The sequence below is a fragment of the uncultured Muribaculum sp. genome (genome assembly GCF_910583865.1).
Classification (GTDB): Bacteria; Bacteroidota; Bacteroidia; order Bacteroidales; family Muribaculaceae; genus Muribaculum.
The window spans coordinates 1-21,436 of sequence record NZ_CAJTYX010000033.1 but is presented as its reverse complement, the minus strand read 5'-3'; the positions used below and the strand labels follow the sequence as shown (position 1 = coordinate 21,436).

Sequence of the window (21,436 nt, the reverse complement as noted above, 5' to 3'; positions counted from 1 at the left end):
TTGCTTTTTTTATGGGGAATTCGTAATTTTGCCGAAAACAACCGTGCCCATGCTTCAATCTATGACGGGATTCGGCAAAGCTGTCGTTACAATCCCAACAAAAAAAATCACTGTCGAGATTAAGTCGCTCAATTCAAAGCAGCTCGACATAAACACACGCATTTCAACTGCCTTTCGTGAAAAAGAGCTCGACCTGCGCAATATCGTGTCGGCTCGCCTCCAGCGTGGCAAGGTCGATATGCAGATATATTCCGAGCCTATAGGCGTTGAGACTACGGTGTCGCTCAACATTCCGCTCATGGCAGCCTACAAGGCCCAGGTGGAGCAGATGGCGGTGGCTTTGGGCATACCTTGGCCCGAGGATTGGTACGGAGTGCTGATGCGCTTCCCTGAGACTATCAAAAGTGAACTCCCCGACACTCTCACAGACGATGATGTGAAAGCTCTGCAAGAAGCTGTGGCAGCGGCGCTTGATGCGTTGGTGCAGTTCCGTAGTAAGGAGGGGGAGAAGCTCCAGGAATTCTTTACAGTTCGTATCGACCGCATACGCACCCTTCTGTCGCAGGTGGAGCCTTACGAAAAAGAGCGTGTCGAGAAGATCCGCGCCCGTCTGGAAGAGAATCTTGCCAAACTTGACGGTGTGGCTTTCGACAAGAACCGTCTGGAGCAGGAGATGATATTCTATATCGAGAAGCTTGACATAAACGAGGAGAAGCAGCGTCTGGCGCAGCATCTCAATTACTTCATTGAAACGATGGCTCATGGCGAAGGACAAGGCAAGAAACTCGGTTTTATCAGTCAGGAGATGGGACGTGAGATCAACACGCTCGGATCGAAGAGCAACAATGCAGAAATGCAGCGTATCGTCGTAAAGATGAAGGATGAGTTGGAGCAGATAAAAGAGCAGGTACTCAACGTGCTATGAGCGGAAAGATCATCATATTCTCGGCTCCGTCCGGTTGCGGCAAGTCTACAATAATCGGCAAGCTGATGGAACGCGGCGATTTGAATCTCGCATTTTCCATATCGGCCACTTCTCGTGCACCGCGTGGGGCGGAGCGTCATGGCGTGGACTATTACTATCTTTCTCCGGATGAATTCCGGCGTCGCATCGATGCCGGTGATTTTGTCGAATATGAGGAGGTGTATCAAGGTCGGTTCTATGGGACACTGCGAAGCGAGATAGATCGTATTACCGCTGAGGGAAAGAACGTGGTGCTCGACATAGATGTCAAAGGGGCGATGAACGTGAAGCGTATCTACGGTGACCGGGCCTTGGCGATCTTCGTCATGCCACCGTCTATCGAAGAGTTGCGCAGGCGTCTTGAGGGACGTGCCACCGATTCTCCGGAGGTAATTGACGAGAGGGTGGGGAAGGCGGCTTTTGAACTGACTTTTGCGCCGCAATATGATTGTTCTGTGGTCAACGACAATCTTGATCAGGCCGTTGAGGAGGCTCACAGGCTTATAAATGATTTCGTGGTGGCTGAGTGACTTCTCATTTTCCCATCGTTTAACCATATTGCAGCCATATGTCGGTTACACGCAAGCGTATAGGTATAATGGGCGGCTCGTTCAATCCGGTTCACACGGGGCACATGATCGTAGCCTCATATATAGCTCAATGGAGTGCCCTTGACGAGGTATGGCTGGTATTGTCCCCTCAGAACCCTTTCAAGAAAGATATGGCCTTGACTCCTGATGCCGACAGGCTTGCCATGCTTCGTATCGCAGTTGCAGGTTCGACGTGTCTGCGTGCGTGTGATGTTGAACTTTCGATGCCTCGTCCGAGCTATACGATTGATACTCTGAGGCATCTGTCTGCAATGTATCCCGATTATGACTTCACTCTTATAATAGGTTCCGACAATTGGGAATCGTTCTCACGTTGGCGTTCTCCTGCTGAGATAATATCGGAATATGGACTTGTCGTTTATCCGAGGCCCGGTCATCCTGTGGCAGGATGTGATTCCGAGGCTGGTGTTGTATGCGTTGATGCACCGCAGGTCGAATTATCATCGACATTTATCCGTAGAGCCATAGCCGAAGGGCGCGACATGAACTTTTTTCTCCCCTCAGGGGTATATCAATATATTCAGGCTCATGGACTTTATGGGGCTGAACGATGAAAATCAACTGGAAACATATGAAATCGTCATCTTTGCTTAACAATAATACGTTGGCCTTTATTGCATTGTCAAATGAATATTGCCAGGCGCTGGAGGATGCCCGCGAGGCCGAACGCATACCATTTGTGGAGAATATGTTGCGTCTGCTCCCGCGTATCTACATATCCGCCACTGACTTGCAGCTCAACCAGTTTCTCGTCGAGGAGGCTTATATGGAAGGTCGTCTGGATGAGGATTTTTATGAATCGGTGCGCATGAGCGTGGCAAACCTTCTTGGCCCGGACGACACTTACCTCGAAGTGTTCGAAGAGGATATGAAATATTCCGACACGCCAATTGCGGCTTCCGTTTCCGAGGGGCTCGCCGACATATTTCAGGTGTTGTACAATCTTCTTGATTCCATTCGGGACATGTCTGAGGAGGTGATTCTTTCATCGGTAATAGCCGTAAAGGAAGATTTTGAATCCTATTGGAGTCGTGTGCTCTGCAACGTGCTCCGTGCCTTGAACCATATACGCTACTCCTCCACTACCGCCGACGAGTAAGCTTTTATTGAATTATGATATAATAGATCGCGAGGGTGTGTCATAATGGCTCATCTAGGTCGTCGCTATCGACATTCGGGTTCTTTCTCCGCGATGCTACGAAAGCGGCAAGCCGATAGCGGTCACGTAGGGAACTACGCTCCCATCAGCCTCAGTCTCAGCTCCTACCATCTGAGGCCATTCTCTGCAAAGCAGAGCGCTTCGCGATGACTGACAGCACCCTCCCGTCCGGACACAAAAACGGCGGTATGCCGAATTTCGACACACCGCCGCGATTTTAATATCCTGTGGATTATTTTTGCTTGGGGCTTACGTATGGTCCGGCAGGAGCGGGCTTGGAGGTGACGACGGGTGTGCGTGCTGCCACCGGGAGGATTTCGCCGTCCGGTCCGTAGAACAGTTCATCGACACATATGCTGCGCAGGTTGCCTTTTCCGGAGAGTGCCTGATTGTGGTAGAATGCATATGAACGACCCTTGTACTCTACTACGGAGCCGTGGGAGGTATCGCAGTCGGTAGGTTGGAGATAAATGCCGCCGTAGGTCCAGGGGCCGAGGGGCGATTTGCTTGATGCCCAATGGAGGCGGTTGGCGCCGCGTCCGCCTTCGGCATGATTGTCGGCATAGGTAATGTAATAACGTCCATTGTGCTTGTGCACCCATGTGGCTTCGTGGAAGTCCTTCAGACCCTCCATGCTGCGCAGCGGTTCTGCAAGCTCGGTCATGTTGTCCTTGAGAGGAGCGCCCACGCAACGGCCTCCTCCTCCATAGTAGAAGTATGCTTTGCCGTTGTCATCGACAAAGACACAGGGATCGATCATGGCGAACACGTCATCCTCCATCCCTTTAATCTCCATAGGTGAGTCGAGTACCTTGAAATCTGATGCCGGTTTGTCGCTGACGGCTATGCCCACACGCCATGTCTTGTTCCAGTCTGATCCGGAAGGGTGGGGAAAGTAGAAGTAGTATTTGCCGTCTTTGAATGCGCAGTCGGGTGCCCACATGAATCCGCCTTCGGGGCGTCCCCAAGCCACATCGCCTGAGTTGAGTATTTCGCCGTGGTCTGTCCAATTGAGCATGTCGTCGGTGGAGAACACGTGATAGCGGTCCATGCGGTCGCATCCAGCGGGAGGGTCGATGTCGTGGGATGCGTAGACATAGAGCCTCCCGTCATCCCATACGTGAGCCGAAGGATCGGCGGTGTAGATGTGGGTGATAAACGGGTTGTCGGCAAGCTTTAAAGGCTTGTCGAGTGTCATCGTCCTTGTTGACGAGCAGCTTGCCATGGTGAGGGCAAGAGCGGCGCATATAGCGCCCGCAGGAATAAATCGTTTCATATAACTGGTTGATTGATTATGGAGTCGGACAGGTGGTCGGACGGTTCAGACAAATCAGACTGGTCCGAACTGTCTGACTTGTCTGGCTACCAGATTATTTGCGGCGACGCACGGAGCGCACTGCCGATGACTTGGGCGATTTCGGCTTTGCCGACTTGACGGCCTTGGGCTTTTGCGATTTGGCCTTTGCCGAAGCTGTGGAAGAGCGCTGTCCTCGGCGGCTTGTGACGGCGCGGCGCGATGATTTGGGAGCATCGGCGGCTACGTTCTCGTCGCGTGATGGGATAGTGTCGCCGGCTTCGATTCGTTCGCGTTCTTCGGCAAGTGCGGCAAGTTCCTCGCGAGAGGGCACCCACATCTTCTTCTCGTAGTTTACGAGATAGTTCTGTATGCTGTCCTGCGCGCGACGCAGGTCGTCTGGATCCGGATACATCTGCATCATCGAGAGGTTGCGCAGGTTGCGTGTCTTGTAGATGTCACCTTCGTACAGGCCAAGAGTGAAGAAGTCATCGTAGGTGTACGAGGCGAGGTTATTATCGTCATCTATGAATATAGACTGTTGTGCGAGATATGGGCGCAGCTTGTCCATGCGTATCCAGAACATTGGATATTTTACGGCCTCGCCTCCGAAGTCTCCCGAGCGGTGGAGTACGGGGCAGATGGCCTCGACAGTGGTGCGCATGCGGTTGGTGCGTTTGTCTAGTTCCCATCGCTCAAGCAGGTAGTATGACAGCACTTCATTGGCGGGAACATCGCTTTCCTCGATGGTGAAGCGCGGATTCTTCTCGGTAGAGCCTTTGGCCTCTGTGTATAGCACGTGAAAGCGGTCGAGCATGTCACGCACTTTCACTCGGTACTGGTCATTGAAGATTTCTTTTCCATCGAGGTATTCATATCCTTCCAACTGTCCGTCGGCGATGAGGCGCATTATGATGCGGAAAAGGTTCTCCTGCCCGTCGACAACTTCTTCCGGATAGTAAAGCGGGGCGTTTTTCACCTTTGTGAGGTCGACCTGGCGGTAGACTACCTTCATCCATTGTGCGTCGGCGTCGCTGCGCGATGGCTCCTCATAGAATTGCTGCATGCGCTCGGTGACACCGGTGGCGCTGCGTCGTGCGTCGGCACGCGCGTCCTCGCGGGCTTTCCTTATGATGGCCGAGGAGGTAGACTGCTGTTGTCCGTGCGGTTGTTGCGCCACGGAGTCGGCCGAAGGGGCGATGGCCACAGCGAGCGAGCCTAAGAAGAGGTGGATATGTCGGAATGATGATTTCATATGCGGGTGTTGATATGGTCGGATGTATGGGGATTAGTTGACGATTACTTCCATCGGAGCGAGGTCGCGTTGTATGCCGTCGGGTCCTATGGCTTTCACGCGCGAGATGTAGAAGCGTTTGCCGCGCTGGAGACGACGGAACGAATCTTTCTGACGCTGGGAGAACTGCGCGCCCTGCGACACCTCGGGGATAGCATTACCCATAGAATCGAAGAATACAGTCTCGAAGCTCAATACCTTGTAGGTGACGTTGAGCAGGTCATCATCAATGGCGGCCTCTATGCCCGGGGCCTGTAGCAGAAGTGTCTTGGGAAACGGTTTCCCGCCCTTGTAGCGCTCCTGGTTTCCCTTTGAGTCGGTATAAGTAATGAACGGCGCGGGGTCGGGGAGTTTACGAACACGGAATGAGGTGGAAGCAACCGTCTGCGGGCGACCGTCGATGTTGGCGGTTACGGTCACCACAGCTTCCGTGCCGACCTTTCCTGGGTGTGCCACCCATCCCTGTCCGTTGCGGGAGAGTGTGCCGTTGGTCATTGATGCTGATATGGCCGATGGTGCTACTCCAGGAACAGATATGCTCATGGGGTTGTCAATGCCGGCGTACAGCACGTTCATCATCGTGGCGGAGATGGTGGCTGTAGGCTCAATCACTGTGTAGCTCGACTCGAATTCGTGGCGTGTGACTGTACCGTCGCCGTGAGGCACTTCAAGGTAGCCGGAATAGTCGAAATTGCCGGTGGATGTCGCGGGAGTTTCGAAAAGGCCGTGGTCATTGTCGAGCTGCTTTCCATTGATGAATATGGCCGGGCGCTGGGTAGTGTCGACTGCGGCGAGTACGATGTTGGCCGAATAGCGGCTGCCGCGCATAACGTTGCGCGACTGCGGTATGACGAATGCGTTAAGCTCGTTGACACGGACATCGCCCGCATCGACATTGGAAAGCAGTGTGGCGAGTGCCTCACCCTCGGCGTAGCGCACGTCGCTCTGTAGCTTTGTGAGCAGGGTGATGGCAGCGATCACGGGTTTGTTGTCAAACATCGCCTCCTCCCAAAGCTGGGGGGTGACTGTGCCCCGGCGGGTGATACGGTCGGTCGAAAGAGAGCGCATTACGTTGTCGCGCTTCACCGAGTCGGCCATTAGAGAGGCGATGTAATTGCGATAGTAATCAATGGTGCTGCGCAGGTGTTTGCCTTTCGGATTCCCTGGCGACAGCATCACTATGGATGCCGCGTCGAGGTTATCCTGGTTGATAATCTCGTCGAGGTTGGCATTCTGTCCGTCGGCTTCGACAGCAATCGCCATTTTAAGTGTGTCGATGAGGCTGTAGACACGTGCCGTGGTGGAGCGCACTTCGGCAGCCTTGTCGCGCCATGGGGCGCCTTTCTCCGGATTCTGTTCGGCAAATGCCACGAGGCGCCGGTAGACGGCCTCATTGCGTTGGTCTACGGTGGCGTTGCTGCGTGCAAGTCCCTCTTCGACCTGGCCGAACCCTTCGAGCACGTCTGATGATACATTCAGCGCCAACATTGCCGTCAGCACGATGTACATCAGATTTATCATCTTCTGACGTGACGAAAGTGAACGTGTATTGTTGCTTCCCATAAGGTGGGGTGTGGTAAGTGTTGGAGGTTTTAACGGATAGACGTGTCGCCTGCCGGTGTCTGGGGGGCCGGCGCTCCCATCGGGTTGTACATATTGATGGTCATGGCATGGAGCATCTTCTCATATACCTGGTTGAGTTGTTGCATGTACCGCGCCATCTTCTCTGTTTCCTCGCAATAGCGTTCGCTCATGGCCGACGACTTCTCGTACATGTCGCGTATGTCCTTTATGCCACGGTTCACACGGTCGATGGAGTCGAGCTGTGAGCTTACGCTCTTGAGCTGTATTTCGTAGATGGTGTTCAATCCGGCGATGTTGCGGTTCAGCGCCTGCATCTCCTCGACGTAGCCTGTGGAGCTTCGGGTGATGTTTTCGGAATTCTCAGTGATGGCCCTGTATGACTGGAGCAGGACTTCGCTTACATTGTTCAGCGATTCGGTGGTATGGCGCAGCTGATCCATCTGCTGTGAGAGTGCGGCGATTTGCGCTACATACTCGTCGGTGGGTGTGGCGTCTGGAGGGATGACTGCTCCTCCGGCCGGGACATTGACACCTTTGGCTCCGGAGGGCGAAACATAGGGGGCGGATGTCGTTCCTGAGCCTACGATTATGTTGCCTCCTCCCTGGAAATCGGGCCGATCCTCGGGACTTTTGGTGCTGAGGACGGGGAACACCTCCTCCCAATGGTATTCACGCGGTGGACGGTCAAAGGCCGTGAGGATGAACATAAGTACCTCGGTGCCCATGCCTATTGATAGCAGGGTGCTTCCACCGGGGAGGTGGAGTATCTTGAACAGTGCGCCCCAGATCACGATTGCCGCTCCGATCGAGTAGGCGAAGTTGAAGAAGCGCTGTCCCTTTTCTCCTGAAAGGAAACGTTCGATGCTGTTCTTGTATTTCTTTATCTTTCCCATTGTGTTGGATGGTGATGATGACGTTGGTTGCTGTGAGAGTGAGGAGTGGGTTATTTCTGTTTCTGGCCTTGTCCTTTTGCGAATCCTATGCGAGAGCGTACGTTGCGGAATCCTATGTAGGAGCGTTGCTCGTTCTGGTATTCCCACATGCGCAGGTCGGAGCGCACGTTGTGGGCCACATCCTTCCATGAACCTCCGCGCACGATCTTGCGCTTCATCTTGTAGGGATCCTCGACGGCTGCGTCATAGCGGTACTCCGGATTGAGATCCGAAGTGAGCTTACCGACGCTCTCGGTATAGGCCGTGGAAGTCCATTCGCTGACGTTCCCTGCCATGTCGTATAGCCCGAAGTCGTTGGGGGAGTATGTGCCCACGCGAGATGTGATGATGTGGCCGTCGCGGGAGTAGTTGCCCTCGTCTGGCTTGAAGTTGGCATAGAAGCATCCCTTGTCCTCGGTCAGCGGGAGTTCTCCGTCCCATGGATACATATTATCGTTGTTGCCGGCACGGGCGGCATATTCCCATTCGGCCTCTGTGGGCAGCCGGTAAGGTTCTATATAGATGCCGTCTTTGCCCAGAGAGCGGCGGAGAAACTCAGTGCGCCAGTGGCTGAACGCGTTGGCCTGCTCCCAGCTGACTCCGACTACGGGGTAGTCGTTGTAGCCGCCATGGGAGAAATAGAGGCGCACGTAAGGCTCGTTGTAGGCGTTCTCGAAGTCGTTGATCCATGCCGTCGTGTCAGGATAGATGTTGACTATGTAGGTGTTGACGAAGTCGTAATCGCCCGACAGCGCGCGTGAAATCGTCTGACGCACAATGTCACCCTCATCGTTGATATAGGCGGTGTCTTTAGAGATGACGGGAAGAGTGGTGTCGACAGGACGGTCGGTGTTGTAGTCGCGGCGTGCCGGGTTGAGCCTATTCTTGCGCTTGGCTGCCTCGGTATGGTTGTAGGTCTCGTAGCGGTAATTGAGCTGCTCCGGATCAAGTTCTTTCACGCCTGTGATGGGATTGACGCGGTATAGGCTTTCAATGGCACGAGCCTCGTCCTCAGAAGGATTGCGCCATGGAATGGCCTTGCTCCAATTGAGGTAAGGCTTCACGGGGTTGCCTTCCTTGTCCTCCTCGATCTTGAATTCCTCGTTACCGCCGTAAGCAGGGTCGGCGAGGCGTTCGCGGATGATGGAGTCGCGCACCCAGTGTACAAACTGTTTGTATTTGCCGTTGGTGACCTCGGTCTCGTCCATCCAGAACCCGTCGACACTTATGCCGCGTGCATCGGCCCGGAGGTTCCACGCGCTGTCTGCCTTGGCGGGTCCTACTTTCATGGAACCCCGGTCTACGAGCACCATGCCGTAGGGAGTAGGCTCAGCCCATGATGTGGCGCTCACGCCCGTGACTTCGCCTCCCATGCTGCTATGGCTGCCCAAGGCGCATGAGGTGACTATCGGAAGGGTGATTATAGCGGTTAATAGATGATTCTGTATTTTGTTCATAAACATGAAGTTACATTATTCGTATGCTTTTGTGCCTATGCTTGTTCTTCTCTCCGAGGTCGAGTTTTAGGCTATAGCCGAGCCATATCTCGTGGCTGCCGCTGCTTGCTTTTGCTATGTCTGTCGTGGGATAGTCGTAGCTGTAGCCTACGAAGAAGTTCTTGTAGTAGGCTCCAAGCAGGAGCGATACGGCATCGTTGTAGCGGTAGGCAAGTCCTCCGTAGATGAACCGGTTATAGAGCAACCTGGCGGTTATTTCCGCCGTGGTGAAGGTAAAGTCGGTCTTTACCAGCATCGATGGCTGCACTTCAAATAACGTGTTTTTTATCGGAATATTGCCACCTGCCATGAAATAGAATCCGCATCCGGCCTTGAACTCATACTGCTTGGCTTCCGTTCCGTCGGTCGACATCTTCACCGTGGGCTGGTTGATGTGGGTTGCGGAAACGCCTGCCCAGAACAACCTGTGGCGGTAATATGCCCCGAGGCTTATGTCGAAAGCCGTTCCGTGGACGTCGGTGGTGGGTATGGCATCGTCTGCTCCCTGATGGTAGTCATTGTCGTCGGGAAGCACCACTTCCGAGCCTTTGAATGATTCGTCGAAGAGACCCACGCGGAGTCCGACCGACATCTCTCCTTTCAGCAGTTTGAATTTATAGGCGCCCATCACTCCAAGGGTGAGATTGTTGTAGAGCCCCATGCTCTCCTGCTGCATGACCATGCCAACCCCGATTCTTTTGCCGAACAGCTTCACGGGCATGTCGGCATTGGCAAGAAATGTCTTTGGAGCTTTTGGAATTCCCATCCATTGCAGGCGCGAGCCTCCGCGTATCCGCAGATAGTCGGTAAGTCCTATGGCAGCCGGATTGTAGTAGGATGGCACTTCGAAGTACTGGGTGAAACCGGCATCGACCTGCGCCGAGGCATCAACAGTGAGCATGGCCAACAGCATCAGCGCTGCCACGCATCTTCTTGACATCATGATGATAAGCTTTCGAATCATTGAGGCCTATTCGAAATAAAACGTGAGCACTACCATCTGTTGCCTCACTTTTGAGAGCGACTGAGTAAATTTGAGGCGGTCAGGGTCGTCATCGAGGTCGGGACGGTCGCGCTTGAGTTGGTCAGTGAGCCCGAAACAGAACTTTATCTCCGGTACGAACTTGAAGTAGGGGAGATAGAGGTCGCATCCGAATCCTATCGACAGCATGAAGTCGGAAGGCTTAAGTTGCAACAGATCGCGGTTGCGGCGCTTGGCCACGTCGAATGTCGGCATCACTCCCGCGAGCATGTATGGGCGCACGTTGTGGAGGCGCAGGGCGTTGTACTTTATGTCGAGAGGCATTACTATATAGGTCGACTTTATGTCCTGCTGCTCTATGGCACCGCTATTGCTGTCGCGCATCTTAACTGTGCGGTTGCCGAAATACATGCCCGGAGTGAACCGCAGGCTGAAATAATCGTTTAGCCGAAAGTCGAAAAGCCCGTTGACGCAGAATCCCGGGGAATACGACGGCTGCTCCACGAACCATGTCTCACCCGCTTCGCTTACAAATCCGTTGTGGGTGAATGCCAGGGAGGGCGCGAACAGTCCGACAGAGAATCCCATATGCCAGCGCCTCAAATCTGAGTAAGGCCTGTTGAGCACCTTGTCATTGCGCTGTGCTGTTGCGGGAATACTCATCGCCGCAATGAGAGCTATGCCTATTATATATAATATGTGACGACGTGTTTGCATCTATTGATAGATAACGCCGCCTTGGCAGTCATTATTGTATGGGACTATGCCTAAAAGCCATATGTTATTTGTCCGTTCGAGATTTTATGATATAGATATTCCTCCGTAGCCTGTGCTTGTAGACAGTTTACGGAGGAATACGGTGTGGGTTACGGTATGCCGCTCACTTGGAGCGTCTAGAATGTCACTCAGAGAAAGTGATGTCGGCGGTGTGTTCACCTATGAAAATGCGGCCCATGTCGGCGGTCTTGTACCATCCTGGCTTGCCCGGCATCTTGTCGTGGATTTTCTCGCCGTTGATCACGAGATTGTTGAAGTGGACGCCTCGCACCATGCGAGTGTCATCGTATCCGATTATCAGTGAGAGTTCGGAACGGTCGCCGTTGTAGATTATGTCGTTGAATGTGATGTCCTCGATAGCCATGCCTGGAGCACCGCAGTATTTCTTGTTCCAGGCGATACGGATGTCAAAAAGCTTGCCTTGCCGGAAATTGTCGACGCGAATGTCCTCGAATGTGATGCGACGCACCGTATTGTTGTCTCCGGCCACGATTGCGAACACTCCTTGATAGTCTATCTGTTTTTCCTGCATGTCGAGCACGTCGATGTTGCGGTATATGCAATCCTCGATTACGTCGGGATGTTCTACGTTGCCATGTAGCCCGATCATGAAGGGATGGGCCACGTCGGCCCATAGCACGGAGTTCTCGGTGACGATGTTGCGGCATCCCCCGGTGAATCCCTTGCGGGTGGCGTAGATTGTAGTACAGTCGTCGGATGTGCGTGCGAATATGTGGTCATAGTGCACATTGTTGCTTGCAAACACGTTGAAGCCGTCGCCCCAGCCGTAGTAGCTCATCACTTTCACATTCTCTATCTTCACGCTGTCGCTGCCTCCCACGGCACATTGCGTGGAAAACAGGCCTTCTACCTCTACGTTGCGGCTGTTGCGCACGGCCAGTCCCATCTTGCGGTGGGGATAGACCATGCCGCGTCCATGCACGCGTGCGCCGTCGGCATCTTCCACTTCTATCACTCCGTCGACCAACGCGCCTCCGGCTATGTAGACTTCTTGTCCCGAGCTTACCTTTAGTGTGTCAATCTTGTGGTAGCCCGGGCCGAAATAGATATAGTTTTTGTTTTTACGGAGTTTCTTGAGTTGTTTCGGTGTGGGTGCTGTCCGGTCGATTGGATTGGCAAACAGTTGCAGATTGTCGAATATGTCGCCATTGACTTCCACGGAAAGCAGCTCGGGCCGGTCGATTGAGAATGTTATCGTGTCGCCCGACAGGGTACATGAGATACCTCGTGAGCCGGGACGCACGCGTGCATTCTCCACACGCTTGTTGTGGCTGACGACGCGCACTTCGGTCATCCCGTCCATATCGAAATAGGCCATCGACGTATCGACCACTTTATGGCCTGTGCCGTTTACCTTGTCGACTTTCACGTTGTAGACAGGTACAGGTGTCCATGCTGCGCCGTCTTGGCGCACAGCCACCGAAAATGATTCATTGAGCCGCGCCTCTGCGGGGGCCGGATAGCTTACGAGTTCGGCATCGGCAGTGGAGGCAGCCAATAGCATAGATAAAGAGATTGCCGCGTATTTCATAATGTTGTGATATGTTACATTGTGAAATACGCGGCAACCGCCGTTCTTACGTAACTCTGTCGGTCAGCCGACCGATATGCCCGAAAATCCCATGAAAGCCATGGCGAGCATGCCGGCACATATGAGCGCTATGGGTATGCCGCGCATAGGAGCCGGCACATCGACCATGCGCAACTGTTCGCGGATGCCTGCGAATACCACAAGCGCCAACGTGAATCCGATTGCCGTAGCCACTGCATAAACCATCGATTCGCCGAGATTCATGCCTTTCTGGATTACGAGGATAGCCACACCGAGTACGGCGCAATTGGTGGTGATTAGCGGGAGGAACACCCCGAGTGCCTGATAAAGTCCCGGAGCTATCTTTTTAATGATGATTTCGAGCATCTGCACGAGCGCCGCAATCACGAGGATGAAAACGATGGTCTGCATATAGCCGAGACCCCATGGTTCGAGTATGCCGTATTGCACGAGCCATGTCACGCATGTGGCCAGTGTCATCACGAACGTAACCGCAGCACCCATTCCGAGCGCCGAACTGAGCTTCTTCGATACACCGAGAAACGGACATATGCCGAGAAACTGGGCGAAAACGATATTGTTGACGAATATCGCAGTCACTATTATCGATAGGTATGTAAGCATGATGGTCAAGAACGTTTTCTAATGTAATTGATAAGTGCGATCAGAAATCCGAGAGCGATGAATGCGCCGGGAGCAAGCACGAACACAAGCGACCCGAACGTCTCGGGAAATAGCCTCAGTCCGAATACGGTACCTGTGCCGAGGATTTCACGTACGGCTCCGAGGAGCGTGAGCGCCACGGTGAATCCGAGTCCGATGCCGATTCCATCCATGCATGAGTCGGCCACGGTGTGGCGCGACGCGAATGCCTCGGCACGACCGAGCAGTATGCAATTGACGACTATGAGCGGGATGAATATGCCGAGCGACGCGTTGAGCGCAGGGAGGTATGCCGCCATGAACATCTGTAGCAGGGTCACGAATGTCGCGATCACCACTATGTATGCAGGGATGCGTACCCTGTCGGGGACTAACGACTTGATAGCCGAAATGGCTACATTGGAGCATATGAGCACCCCCATCGTGGCGAGGCCCATCGACATGCCTGTCATCGCGGAGCCGGTAGTGCCGAGAGTAGGGCACATGCCAAGGAGTAGCACGAATGTCGGATTCTCGTTGACAATACCGTTGTAGATTATGCGTAATTTATTCATGGTTACTCGCTTTTATGATTGATGATGGGAAGTGGCGCCTGTTGTGGCGTCTCCGGCAGTCCTGTTGACGTCAGAGGCATAGCCGTGATCCACTTTATATGCTTCAAATGCCTTGTAACAGTTTCGAAGCGTCTCAAGGAATGCACGGGATGTGATGGTAGCGGCAGTGATTCCATCGATGGCACCTCCGGCATCTTTTGACACATACATGGCTGTCTGAGCCGGATCCTTGCCGAGCACGCTGCGGTTGCCGGCGTCCATGCTGAACCATTCCTGCATCTTTGCTCCCAGACCGGGTGTCTCGGCGTGTGACAGCACCTGATATCCGGTCACTGCCCCGGTGCTGTCGAAGCCGTACATCACCTTGATTTCTCCGCCGAAACCGTTCTTGGAATACCCGTTGACAGCGGCTCCTACAAATGCGCCGTTCTCCATTGCGGGGTAGACGATGAATGGTACGGTATCAGTTTCCGGTATCCAATCCCATGCCTCCGCGCGCGGATTATTGTCGAAGGGTGGTGTCACTGACTTGATGGCATCAATCTCACTCTTCTGACGCGCCTCTTCAATCGGGCCGGCTGTGAGGCTGTTGACCCATGCCAGCAGAGCTGAGGCGCCGATGGTGATTATCCCCAGCGAAAGTGCCATGTTGGTTAGTGTTGAAGATAATTTTTTCATTTTCCGACCCTCCTTTCTCCGAACTTGCGCGGCTTGACATAGCGGTTGATGAGCGGCACGAAGCTGTTGGCGAGCAGTATCGCGAACGACATTCCTTCGGGATATGCGCCCCAGCGCCGTATGATGACGGTGATGACACCTATCATCACGCCGTAGAGGAGCATCCCTTTGTGTGACATGGGGGATGTGACATAATCCGTAGCCATGAAGAACGCTCCGAGAAGCAGGCCGCCCGACAGCAGTTCAAGGCCGATGTTGCCTCCGATGCAGAGCGTGAAGATAGCCACGCTGCCGACAACCGCTACAGGTATGTGCCACGATATGACGCGCATGACCAAAAGGTAGACGACACCGATTATGAGGGCTATTGCACTTACTTCTCCGAGCGATCCGCCCATGGCGCCAGTCGCGCTCTGCCAAAGGTCGATTGTCGAGGTGTCGCCACCCATTTTCAGCAGGCCGAGTGTGGTGGCTCCGGTGGTCGCATCGGCATAGACCCATCTATTCACTATCGGGAGAGGCCAAGAGGTCATCTGAACGGGAAACGATATAAGCAGGAATACTCGTCCCACAAGGGCCGGATTCCAGATGTTGCAGCCCAGTCCGCCGAATGCCATCTTGCCTATACCTATGGCCACGAGACAGCCTATAAGCACGATCCATACGGGCAGGTTCGACGGTAGGTTGAATGCGAGCAGTAGCCCTGTGAGTATGGCGCTTCCGTTGAGCAGTGTCGACGGGCGGTGCAACATCCACCGGTTGATAGCGTATTCAAACGCGGCACATCCGGCTACAGCCGTGACTACCACGATTGCTGCTCCGACCCCGAAGAAGTAGAGTGACGCGGCCAAAGCCGGAAGAAGGGCTATCACCACATGCCACATGCATGACGCTACGGTCTGGCGTGTGTGGAGATGTGGGGATGCCGATATTGTGAGTATCTGGTTCATGAGTGTTTATGGATTACTTTTTCTGGCTTTGGCGTGCACGGATTGCCGCGCCTACAGTTTGTTTACCCAAGCGTATGAAGTCGAGGATGGGGCGTGATGACGGGCATGTGAAGCTGCAGCATCCGCATTCCATGCAGTTCATCACTTTCTCTTTCTCGACCTCCTCCCATTCCCCGAGGCGCGACAAGGTGGCGAGGAGATATGGTTCAAGTCCCATCGGACATGCCGACACGCATTTCGCGCAACGGATGCACGGTTCTGTTTTCCCGCGTTCCGACATGTTCTCCGGGAGCATCAGTATGCCTGAGACACCTTTGGTGGTGGGTGCGTCGATATTGACTATGGATTTTCCCATCATAGGGCCTCCCAATACTATTTTTCCGGTGTCGGAGGGCACTCCTCCCGCCATTTCGATGAGTTTTTCAATGGAAATGCCTATGGCTGCACGGTAATTTCCCGGACGTTCGACCGACGGCCCGGTAATGGTCACGACACGGTCGATCAGAGGTTGGCCGAACCGCACGGCGTCATAGACCGCATAGGCTGTAGCGACATTCTGCACTATAGCTCCCGTAGCTATCGGTAGTGCTCCGGATGGCACTTCTTTACCGGTCAATGCTTGGATGAGTTGCTTTTCGCCTCCTTGCGGATATTTGACTTCAAGTTCCATTACGGATATTCCTTCTATCCCGAGCGATGATATGCGGCTGCGCAGCAGTTCTATCGCATTCTTCTTGTTGGCCTCGACTCCAATTGTGGCACGGTCGACTCCGGCTGCACGCATAAGAAGCCTTACTCCTTCGAGTATCTCGTCGGGACATTCGAGCATCAGCGCATGGTCGTTGGTGAGATATGGCTCGCACTCCACGGCATTGATTATCACTATGTCGGCTTTCATGCCCGGAGGTGGTGACAATTTTACCTTTGTCGGGAAAGTCGCGCCTCCCAGTCCGACAATGCCGGTATGGTCGATGATCTCGATTATCTTCTTCGCATCGAGAGAGGCAATTTCGGGTTCTGTACGCAACGGCTTGCGGTCGGCGATTGCCGCGAGGTCTTTTTCGTGGTCATCATCGGTGGCCGCTATTGTCACGGCATCGCATGGCATTCCGTTGGGTGCTTTGATTTTATCGATTTTGACTACAGTGCCTGAGATTGGCGTGTGGACGTTTGCCGAAACGAATCCGGAAGCGACGGCAATTATATCGCCACGATCCACGTGATCGCCCTTGTTCAGCTCGCATTTCGCAGGAGCGCCAATGTGCTGGCCGTATGTCAGCGTCACCTCTCGAGGTAGCTCAACATCTATAATTCGAGCTGATGCTGTTATCTTGTTTTCCGGCGGATGTACTCCGCCTATATGGAATGTACGCATGTGTGATAAGTTTTCTACTCCTTTTGATTAGTTGCTGTTTGCCTTCTTTGCTTCTGCCTCGCGACGTTTGCTTTCGGCAATGGCCGCCATGTCGGGCGTCGATATAGGGAAGCCCTCGTCGTGGATGGCTCCGGTGGGGCATGCGAGCACGCATTTACGGCACAGTTTGCATTTTGCAGGGTCGATGTAAGCAAGATTGTCACTGACTGTCACTGCGTCGTGCGGACATGCTTTCATACATTTTCCGCATCCGATGCATGCCGCCGTACACTCTTTTCTGGCCACCGCGCCTTTCTCTCTGTTGGAGCACGCCACCCACACACGCATGCCTCGCGGCCCTTTGTCGCGGATTTCAATTATTCGGCGCGGGCAAGCGTTGGCACATGCTCCGCAGCCCGTGCACTTTTCCGGATCGATGGCTGGTAGTCCCGTCACCGGATCCATGTGCATGGCATTGAAGCGGCAAGCTTTCACACAGTCGCCGCATCCGAGACATCCGAACGGGCATGATGTGGTTCCGACGCCGGTCGATTGGAGCATTGCGCATGACGCCGGCCCGTTATATCGGGCGGTAACCGGACGGTTCTCGCAAGTCCCGTAGCATTTGAGGATTGCCACTTGCGGTTTTGCCTCCGTGGGTGCAAGACCTACGATGTCGGCTATTTTTTTCATAGCCTCGTCACCTGCCCCGGGGCAAACGAGGTTGTCGAGAGCGGTGGCCGACGCGCATGCGCATGCGAAGTCGTGGCATCCCGAACGTCCGCAACTTCCGCAATTGGCCCCTGGCAGCAACTCCTCTATGATGGCAATGCGCGGATCTTCTTTGACATAAAATCGCTTGGAGACGATATAGAGGATGGCTGCACTGAGCAATCCTATCCCTCCAAGCACGATAATAGCACTGAATATGGACATATTTGGATATTAGTTGTAAAGGTGGCCGAATGTCATGGTAAGGTTGTCATTCCGTGACAATCCATCGTGGATTGGCAAAGATATGTCTACGGAGGAGATAGAGGATGAGATAGTATGCCATTACAGCAGTCAGTCCCGATGCGGCAGCCGTCGGTTGTGACATGCCGAGGCCTATTGCCGACAGCGTACAGAGCAGGAGCAGCAGGCATGGCACAGCGACTGATAATCCTACGGCACGCATTCGTCCGGAGGTGGTGATGGCTATGCTTACCTTTTCGCCTACGTTGAACTTTTCCGTTGGCGTATCATCAGGAATGGAGGCTTCTATCACGACAGAGCCGGATTTTTTCTTTACCGGGTTGCATATGGATTTTACTGCACATCCGGCACAATCGGTATCGGAAGCTATCTTTACAGAGAGCTTCCGATGGCCGACGTGGGTTATTATGCCATGATGGCGCAGCGCATACTCCATCAGTCGTCGAGTTTGTGGATTATCAGTCCCGAGCGGAGTTTCGGTTCAAACCAGGTGGTCTTGGGCGGCATGATATTGCCTGTGTCGGCTATGCGCATCAGCTGCTCCATTGACACGGGATAGAGAGCTAGCGCCACCTTCATCTCACCCGAATCTACGCGACGTTTCAGTTCGCCGAGACCACGTATGCCGCCGACGAAGTCGATGCGCTTGTCTGAGCGCAGGTCGTGGATGCCGAGGATGTCACGCAGGATCAGGTCGCTCGATATCGTCACGTCGAGTGCGCCGATGGGGTCGTTGTCGTCATAGCGTCCTTCACGCGGACTGAGGGCATACCATCGGCCTTCGAGGTAGATGGAGAAATCGTGTAGCGAGGCAGGACGATATTCCTCCACACCTTTATACTCAACGACGAAGTCTTTTTCCAGGGCTTTCAGAAATGCCTCAGGAGTCAGGCCGTTGAGGTCGCGCACCACGCGGTTGTAGTCGATAATGTTGAGATGTGAGGCGGGAAACGCTACGGCAAGGAAATAATTGTACTCCTCTGTGCCTGTGTGGTTGGGGTTGTTCTGTGCTTTCTCGTTTCCTACGAGTGCTGCGGCAGCCGTGCGATGGTGTCCGTCGGCTATGTAGAGGGCGGGGATTGCTGCGAAAAGTTCGGTGACACGGTCGATAGTGGCACGGTCGTCGATTACCCAGAAGTGATGTCCGAATCCGTCGGAGGTGGTGAAGTCATATTCCGGTTTTCCCGCTGTCACACGGTCGATTATATTCTGAAGCTCATCATTGTCAGGAAATGCGAAGAATACCGGCTCGATGTTGGCATTGTTGACACGCACATGCTTCATGCGGTCCTCCTCCTTGTCGCGGCGCGTCAGCTCGTGCTTCTTTATACGCTCCTGCATGTAGTCCTCGACGTTGGCGGCGATGACGAATCCGTATTGTGTGCGGCCGTTCATCGTCTGGGCGTAGATGTAGTAGTGTTCGTCTTCGTCCTGCACCAACCAGCCCTTCTGTTGGAACGCGTTGAAGTTGGCTACCGCGCGGTCGTAGATCTCTGGAGCATGTTCGTCGGTGCTGGGTGCGAAGTCTATTTCAGGCTTGATGATATGGTAAAGCGATTTCTCGTTGTCACCGGCCTCGGCGCGTGCCTCTTCAGAGTTAAGTACGTCGTAGGGTCGCGACACCACTTCGGTGACAATTTCTCGTGGCGGGCGTATGCCGCGGAATGGTTTTATCTTGGCCATTATACAGATGTGTGGTCGATTATTTCTTTCGTACTATGGTCTGCTCGCGGTCCGGGCCGATCGATACGATTACGATAGGTGTGCGCAACTCTTTTTCGAGGAATAATATATAGTCGTTGAACGTTTTGGGGAATTCCTCCTCGGAGCGCATTGCTGTCATGTCGGTTTTCCATCCGGGCAACGTGACATAGACGGGAGTGATTTCATCTTCCTCAATAGAGAATGGAAACTCTTCGACACGCTTCCCGTTGACTTCATAGGCCACACATGCCTTTATTTCGTCAAACCCGTCGAGCACGTCGCTCTTCATCATGATGAGTTTGTTCACTCCGTTGATCATTATGGCATATTTCAGCGCCACAAGGTCAATCCATCCGCAGCGGCGCTCGCGTCCTGTCACGGCGCCGTATTCGTGGCCGAGGTCGCGGATAAGCTTGCCTGTCTCGTCGAACAGCTCGGTAGGGAACGGGCCTGCCCCGACACGGGTGCAGTAGGCCTTGAATATGCCGTAGACGTCTCCAATCTTGCGCGGCGCTACGCCGAGTCCGGCACATGCGCCGGCGCATATGGTGTTGGATGATGTGACAAATGGATAGCTGCCGAAATCCACGTCGAGCATGGTGCCCTGCGCGCCTTCGCAGAGCACGCTCTTGCCTTCGTCGAGGCAATGGTTGATGTAATGCTCACTGTCGATTATGTCGAAAGTGCGCAGGTAGTCGATGGCGTTGAGCCATTTCTTCTCCATGTCGGTGAATTCCGGCTCTTCTCCCATCGAGCGCAGCATGGCCACATGGCGGTCGCGGGCCGCTTCATACTTCTTGTCGAAGTTGTGGAATATGTCACCGAGACGCAGGCCGTTGCGGCTCACTTTGTCGGTGTAGGTAGGGCCTATGCCTTTGCCTGTGGTGCCGATTTTTGCGCCACCTTTTGCGCGTTCGTTGGCTGCGTCGAGCAGACGGTGGGTGGGAAGGATCAGATGAATTTTCTTGGATAGTTTCAGCACCTTGTGCAGATCCACTCCGCTTTTTTCGAGAGCTTCGGCTTCCTCACGGAACAGCACCGGATCCAGTACGACGCCGTTGCCGATGATATTGGTCTGTCCATGCTGGAATACACCAGAGGGGATGGAACGGAGCACATATTTCTTACCTTCGAACTCAAGAGTGTGACCGGCGTTTGGCCCACCTTGGAATCTGGCCACTACGTCGTAGGCCGGTGTGAGCACGTCAACAACCTTGCCTTTACCTTCGTCGCCCCACTGGAGGCCGAGCAATACGTCAACTTTCATTTTCGCTATATTTCTTCGTTGGTTTATTTCTTCTTCTTTCTACGGTTGCGCCAAGCGCATGCCGTACATGTGCCATGGATGTACAGACGGAAATACGATGCGTGGAACGCCGAATAGTTCCTGCCGTCGATAAACGCCGTGAGCTCCTGATCCTTCACTTCTTTGACTTTTCCACATTGGGAACATATCAAGTGGAGATGGTTGGATATGCCGGTAAGCTCATATTGCGCCGGTTGGGATCCGAAACGATGGCAACGCACTATAGCGGCATCGGCAAGCAGGTCGATAGTGTTGTAGATGGTGGCTCGGCTCACATGGTAGCCGTCGGCCTCTATCGCTCCGTATAGCTCGTCGATGTCGAAATGATGCGCCATGTCACACACTTTGTCGAGTATGGCGAAGCGCTCGGGTGTGCGTCGCAAGTTCTTGGCTGAGAGATAGCCCGTTAATGCCGCATGCGCCGCATTTCGTGTCTTGTCGTCGACCATTGCGATGCAAAGATACTCAAAATTCGCGAGACTATGGCAAGAAATGGAAAATAAAGTAATGCGTTGAGGGTTAGGAGAGACGCCCTACTCTCAACTGGCAACTGCAAAATTAGCGATTAGCCGGAAGAAAACGTTTT

Annotated in this window: 22 protein-coding genes; 4 read left to right on the top strand and 18 right to left on the bottom strand. The window is 53.7% G+C overall.

Features of this window, described 5'->3' with window-relative positions; all coding sequences use genetic code 11:
- The first annotated feature begins 49 nt into the window (after nucleotides 1-49).
- The 4 genes from QZ303_RS08075 to QZ303_RS08060 are packed head-to-tail and all read left to right on the top strand — an operon-like array spanning nucleotide 50 to nucleotide 2,674.
- On the top strand, nucleotides 50-925 hold the full coding sequence (locus QZ303_RS08075; protein WP_295731500.1) for a YicC/YloC family endoribonuclease: 876 nt from the start codon (nucleotides 50-52) through the stop codon (nucleotides 923-925).
- Nucleotides 922-1,494 carry a guanylate kinase gene (gmk, locus tag QZ303_RS08070; RefSeq protein WP_295731498.1) on the top strand — a complete coding sequence of 191 codons (573 nt, stop codon included), beginning with the start codon at nucleotides 922-924 and terminating at the stop codon, nucleotides 1,492-1,494. Before QZ303_RS08075 ends, gmk begins: the two co-directional genes overlap by 4 nt.
- Before the next feature lie 38 nt (nucleotides 1,495-1,532).
- Nucleotides 1,533-2,129, top strand: coding sequence for a nicotinate (nicotinamide) nucleotide adenylyltransferase (gene nadD, locus QZ303_RS08065; RefSeq protein ID WP_295731495.1), 597 nt, complete (start codon nucleotides 1,533-1,535; stop codon nucleotides 2,127-2,129).
- 17 nt (nucleotides 2,130-2,146) lie between these two features.
- Nucleotides 2,147-2,674: a DUF5063 domain-containing protein gene (locus tag QZ303_RS08060; RefSeq protein WP_295731494.1), complete on the top strand. Its 528-nt coding sequence runs from the start codon at nucleotides 2,147-2,149 to the stop codon at nucleotides 2,672-2,674.
- A gap of 292 nt (nucleotides 2,675-2,966) precedes the next feature.
- Here QZ303_RS08060 and QZ303_RS08055 read toward each other — a convergent pair whose 3' ends face one another.
- From QZ303_RS08055 to QZ303_RS07970, 18 genes are all read right to left on the bottom strand, one after another.
- Complete coding sequence (locus QZ303_RS08055) at nucleotides 2,967-3,959, bottom strand: family 43 glycosylhydrolase (RefSeq protein ID WP_295731520.1); 993 nt, start codon at nucleotides 3,957-3,959, stop codon at nucleotides 2,967-2,969.
- A gap of 145 nt (nucleotides 3,960-4,104) precedes the next feature.
- Nucleotides 4,105-5,283 carry a gliding motility protein GldN gene (gene gldN / locus QZ303_RS08050; protein ID WP_295731492.1) on the bottom strand — a complete coding sequence of 393 codons (1,179 nt, stop codon included), beginning with the start codon at nucleotides 5,281-5,283 and terminating at the stop codon, nucleotides 4,105-4,107.
- Between the two features lie 33 nt (nucleotides 5,284-5,316).
- Nucleotides 5,317-6,885, bottom strand: a complete 1,569-nt coding sequence (gene gldM / locus QZ303_RS08045; protein ID WP_295731490.1) for a gliding motility protein GldM — start codon at nucleotides 6,883-6,885, stop codon at nucleotides 5,317-5,319.
- Between the two features lie 29 nt (nucleotides 6,886-6,914).
- On the bottom strand, nucleotides 6,915-7,799 hold the full coding sequence (gene gldL, locus QZ303_RS08040) for a gliding motility protein GldL (RefSeq protein ID WP_295731488.1): 885 nt from the start codon (nucleotides 7,797-7,799) through the stop codon (nucleotides 6,915-6,917).
- Between the two features lie 50 nt (nucleotides 7,800-7,849).
- Nucleotides 7,850-9,211: an SUMF1/EgtB/PvdO family nonheme iron enzyme gene (locus QZ303_RS08035; RefSeq protein WP_295731518.1), complete on the bottom strand. Its 1,362-nt coding sequence runs from the start codon at nucleotides 9,209-9,211 to the stop codon at nucleotides 7,850-7,852.
- 94 nt (nucleotides 9,212-9,305) lie between these two features.
- On the bottom strand, nucleotides 9,306-10,277 hold the full coding sequence (locus QZ303_RS08030; RefSeq protein WP_295731486.1) for a type IX secretion system membrane protein PorP/SprF: 972 nt from the start codon (nucleotides 10,275-10,277) through the stop codon (nucleotides 9,306-9,308).
- 27 nt (nucleotides 10,278-10,304) lie between these two features.
- The gene (locus QZ303_RS08025) at nucleotides 10,305-11,033 is read right to left on the bottom strand and encodes a porin family protein (RefSeq protein WP_295731484.1); all 729 of its coding nucleotides are present in this window, start codon (nucleotides 11,031-11,033) and stop codon (nucleotides 10,305-10,307) included.
- A 184-nt stretch (nucleotides 11,034-11,217) separates the two neighbouring features.
- Nucleotides 11,218-12,645 (bottom strand): endo-polygalacturonase, encoded by a 1,428-nt coding sequence (locus QZ303_RS08020; protein ID WP_295731481.1) that lies wholly within the window; start codon nucleotides 12,643-12,645, stop codon nucleotides 11,218-11,220.
- A 63-nt stretch (nucleotides 12,646-12,708) separates the two neighbouring features.
- Entirely contained in the window at nucleotides 12,709-13,290 is a 582-nt protein-coding gene (gene rsxA, locus QZ303_RS08015; RefSeq protein WP_295731479.1) for an electron transport complex subunit RsxA, read from the bottom strand.
- A 5-nt stretch (nucleotides 13,291-13,295) separates the two neighbouring features.
- Nucleotides 13,296-13,883, bottom strand: coding sequence for an RnfABCDGE type electron transport complex subunit E (locus tag QZ303_RS08010; protein ID WP_295731476.1), 588 nt, complete (start codon nucleotides 13,881-13,883; stop codon nucleotides 13,296-13,298).
- Nucleotides 13,884-13,895: 12 nt separating this feature from the next.
- Nucleotides 13,896-14,531, bottom strand: a complete 636-nt coding sequence (locus tag QZ303_RS08005) for an RnfABCDGE type electron transport complex subunit G (protein WP_295731474.1) — start codon at nucleotides 14,529-14,531, stop codon at nucleotides 13,896-13,898.
- Between the two features lie 26 nt (nucleotides 14,532-14,557).
- A complete protein-coding gene (locus QZ303_RS08000) occupies nucleotides 14,558-15,511 on the bottom strand; it encodes an RnfABCDGE type electron transport complex subunit D (RefSeq protein ID WP_295731472.1) in 954 nt (317 codons plus the stop codon).
- 13 nt (nucleotides 15,512-15,524) lie between these two features.
- On the bottom strand, nucleotides 15,525-16,886 hold the full coding sequence (rsxC, locus tag QZ303_RS07995; RefSeq protein WP_295731470.1) for an electron transport complex subunit RsxC: 1,362 nt from the start codon (nucleotides 16,884-16,886) through the stop codon (nucleotides 15,525-15,527).
- Between the two features lie 27 nt (nucleotides 16,887-16,913).
- Nucleotides 16,914-17,801 carry an RnfABCDGE type electron transport complex subunit B gene (locus tag QZ303_RS07990; RefSeq protein WP_295731468.1) on the bottom strand — a complete coding sequence of 296 codons (888 nt, stop codon included), beginning with the start codon at nucleotides 17,799-17,801 and terminating at the stop codon, nucleotides 16,914-16,916.
- A gap of 46 nt (nucleotides 17,802-17,847) precedes the next feature.
- Nucleotides 17,848-18,276 carry a SoxR reducing system RseC family protein gene (locus QZ303_RS07985; protein ID WP_295731466.1) on the bottom strand — a complete coding sequence of 143 codons (429 nt, stop codon included), beginning with the start codon at nucleotides 18,274-18,276 and terminating at the stop codon, nucleotides 17,848-17,850.
- The gene (locus QZ303_RS07980; RefSeq protein ID WP_295731464.1) at nucleotides 18,276-19,523 is read right to left on the bottom strand and encodes a DUF1015 domain-containing protein; all 1,248 of its coding nucleotides are present in this window, start codon (nucleotides 19,521-19,523) and stop codon (nucleotides 18,276-18,278) included. Before QZ303_RS07980 ends, QZ303_RS07985 begins: the two co-directional genes overlap by 1 nt.
- A 19-nt stretch (nucleotides 19,524-19,542) precedes the next feature.
- Nucleotides 19,543-20,811 carry an adenylosuccinate synthase gene (locus tag QZ303_RS07975; RefSeq protein WP_295731462.1) on the bottom strand — a complete coding sequence of 423 codons (1,269 nt, stop codon included), beginning with the start codon at nucleotides 20,809-20,811 and terminating at the stop codon, nucleotides 19,543-19,545.
- 23 nt (nucleotides 20,812-20,834) lie between these two features.
- Nucleotides 20,835-21,299 carry a Fur family transcriptional regulator gene (locus QZ303_RS07970; protein ID WP_295731460.1) on the bottom strand — a complete coding sequence of 155 codons (465 nt, stop codon included), beginning with the start codon at nucleotides 21,297-21,299 and terminating at the stop codon, nucleotides 20,835-20,837.
- Nucleotides 21,300-21,436 lie beyond the last annotated feature (137 nt).

Coding starts and splice junctions, on each gene's coding strand:
- QZ303_RS07980 (WP_295731464.1), bottom strand. CDS start 19,523: ATGGCCAAGATAAAACCATTCCGCGGCATACGCCCGCCACGAGAAATT.
- QZ303_RS08010 (WP_295731476.1), bottom strand. CDS start 13,883: ATGAATAAATTACGCATAATCTACAACGGTATTGTCAACGAGAATCCG.
- QZ303_RS07975 (WP_295731462.1), bottom strand. CDS start 20,811: ATGAAAGTTGACGTATTGCTCGGCCTCCAGTGGGGCGACGAAGGTAAA.
- QZ303_RS07985 (WP_295731466.1), bottom strand. CDS start 18,276: ATGGAGTATGCGCTGCGCCATCATGGCATAATAACCCACGTCGGCCAT.
- rsxC (WP_295731470.1), bottom strand. CDS start 16,886: ATGCGTACATTCCATATAGGCGGAGTACATCCGCCGGAAAACAAGATA.
- QZ303_RS08060 (WP_295731494.1), top strand. CDS start 2,147: ATGAAATCGTCATCTTTGCTTAACAATAATACGTTGGCCTTTATTGCA.
- rsxA (WP_295731479.1), bottom strand. CDS start 13,290: ATGCTTACATACCTATCGATAATAGTGACTGCGATATTCGTCAACAAT.
- QZ303_RS07970 (WP_295731460.1), bottom strand. CDS start 21,299: ATGGTCGACGACAAGACACGAAATGCGGCGCATGCGGCATTAACGGGC.
- QZ303_RS08000 (WP_295731472.1), bottom strand. CDS start 15,511: ATGAACCAGATACTCACAATATCGGCATCCCCACATCTCCACACACGC.
- QZ303_RS08020 (WP_295731481.1), bottom strand. CDS start 12,645: ATGAAATACGCGGCAATCTCTTTATCTATGCTATTGGCTGCCTCCACT.
- QZ303_RS08005 (WP_295731474.1), bottom strand. CDS start 14,531: ATGGCACTTTCGCTGGGGATAATCACCATCGGCGCCTCAGCTCTGCTG.
- QZ303_RS08055 (WP_295731520.1), bottom strand. CDS start 3,959: ATGGCAAGCTGCTCGTCAACAAGGACGATGACACTCGACAAGCCTTTA.
- gmk (WP_295731498.1), top strand. CDS start 922: ATGAGCGGAAAGATCATCATATTCTCGGCTCCGTCCGGTTGCGGCAAG.
- QZ303_RS07990 (WP_295731468.1), bottom strand. CDS start 17,801: ATGTCCATATTCAGTGCTATTATCGTGCTTGGAGGGATAGGATTGCTC.
- nadD (WP_295731495.1), top strand. CDS start 1,533: ATGTCGGTTACACGCAAGCGTATAGGTATAATGGGCGGCTCGTTCAAT.
- QZ303_RS08075 (WP_295731500.1), top strand. CDS start 50: ATGCTTCAATCTATGACGGGATTCGGCAAAGCTGTCGTTACAATCCCA.
- gldM (WP_295731490.1), bottom strand. CDS start 6,885: ATGGGAAGCAACAATACACGTTCACTTTCGTCACGTCAGAAGATGATA.
- QZ303_RS08030 (WP_295731486.1), bottom strand. CDS start 10,277: ATGATGTCAAGAAGATGCGTGGCAGCGCTGATGCTGTTGGCCATGCTC.
- QZ303_RS08035 (WP_295731518.1), bottom strand. CDS start 9,211: ATGGGAGGCGAAGTCACGGGCGTGAGCGCCACATCATGGGCTGAGCCT.
- gldN (WP_295731492.1), bottom strand. CDS start 5,283: ATGAAATCATCATTCCGACATATCCACCTCTTCTTAGGCTCGCTCGCT.
- QZ303_RS08025 (WP_295731484.1), bottom strand. CDS start 11,033: ATGCAAACACGTCGTCACATATTATATATAATAGGCATAGCTCTCATT.
- gldL (WP_295731488.1), bottom strand. CDS start 7,799: ATGGGAAAGATAAAGAAATACAAGAACAGCATCGAACGTTTCCTTTCA.